The organism is Neobacillus sp. NPDC058068 (assembly GCF_042885335.1).
GTDB lineage: Bacteria > Bacillota > Bacilli > Bacillales > Cytobacillaceae > Neobacillus.
In genome coordinates, this window is the sequence record NZ_JBHVSI010000058.1 from 1 (window position 1) to 1,363 (window position 1,363).

2 protein-coding genes are annotated in these 1,363 nt (G+C 75.2%); one reads left to right on the forward strand and one right to left on the reverse strand.

Annotation, left to right across the window (positions count from 1 at the left end; genetic code table 11):
* Nucleotides 1–431: 431 nt before the first annotated feature.
* Nucleotides 432–842, forward strand: a complete 411-nt coding sequence (locus tag ACFVSW_RS27905) for a tetratricopeptide repeat protein (RefSeq protein WP_387319879.1) — start codon at nucleotides 432–434, stop codon at nucleotides 840–842.
* Nucleotides 843–1,067: 225 nt separating this feature from the next.
* Here ACFVSW_RS27905 and ACFVSW_RS27910 read toward each other — a convergent pair.
* Nucleotides 1,068–1,363 (reverse strand): HNH endonuclease family protein (locus tag ACFVSW_RS27910; protein WP_387319880.1); only part of this gene is annotated, 296 nt, incomplete at its 5' end.

Genomic DNA, 1,363 nt, shown 5'->3' on the forward strand with positions numbered 1-1,363 from the left:
GCCCTGCTGGGCTCTTCTGCCTGTGCCTGGGGCGGGGGATCTGCTGCGGGCGCGGGTCCCGGCCGTGTGCCAGCCGCCGGGAGCCTGTCTGCGGCGCGACTGCCGGGCTGGCGCCACCGGGGCGGTAGCAGGCGGCGGGACCAGGTCGCCAGCAGGCCGACTCAGCCTCCTGGCGGACGGCCGCGCGCCGGGGCCGCCGCAGTGCGGTAACCCGGCCGGCACCGCACCGGCCCGGTTGGTGCTGCCGGAGTAGCGCCCCGGCAGCCGCGACAACGCCGGCGGCCTCGCGGAGTGCGGGCAACACGCCCCGAGCGCCGGCGTTCGGTGTTCGGTGTTTGCCCTGCGCGGGTGCGGCGGCGGGTGGGAGAACCCCCTTCCACGCGCGGGGGCTGTCCCGCGCACGGGGCGAGACAGCGAGGCGGGGGCGCGGGATGCGTCGAGAAGCACGGACACCAGCGGCTGGACCGCACCCGGCGGCCGAAGCGGGCCCCGGGGCGGTGGTGGTCCCGCCGGCGGCGAGGGGCGCGGAACCGGCTGCGGGGCCCGATGGAGACCAGCGTCCGGCCGTCGGCCCGCGACGGTGCAGGCTGGCCTGCACCAGGCTGCGGCCGTTCACTGGCAGCACCTCAGCTCGGATACCGAACGGATCATCGGCCACGACCACCCCGACAGCCTCACCCGCCCGGCACAACCTCGCCATCGCCCACTGGCAGGCCGGGCACACCGGAGAAGCGATCGCCATTGAGGAGCGGGTGCTCACCGACCGCGAACACATCCTCGGCCACAACCACCCCGACACCTTGGCTGCTGTGGAGGTGCTTCGGCGCCGGCGCGCTGCCTGACCCGGTGGCGGTCGGGGGTTCCCGCCACCGGGGCGGTGTCGTGTTGCGGGCGGTGGTGGCCTCGGTGACGGCCGGTGCGGTACTCGGCGAGCTGGAGCGCGAACTTCCCGCCTTGGCCGCCACGATGGACGAGGTCGCCGAGGCTGGCCAGGCCGCCCGGCAGCGCCGGGGTGCACCACGCCCGTTCTTCCCGGTGCGGCCTCGGGGTCTGGCGTTGCGCTTATGTCAGCGGGCGAGGGTCACGGTCAGCGGATCGTCCGGGCAGCCGGTCGCCAGCTGCTTCATCGCCTCCCGCTCCCGGGCGTCCACGGTTAGGCGCCAGCGGGTCTTCACCGCTGTCCAGTCCGTGAGGTAGGTGCAGCGGTAGGCGTCCAGCGGTGGCAGCCACTCGGAGATGTCCTTGTCCGCCTTCGCCCTGTTGCTGCGCGCCGAGACCGCGACCAGGGACCGGTCGTCGCCTAGGTCGTTCGCGTAGGCCTCCCGCTCGCCGGCGGTCCACGCCGAGGCCCCGACTGGCAGGG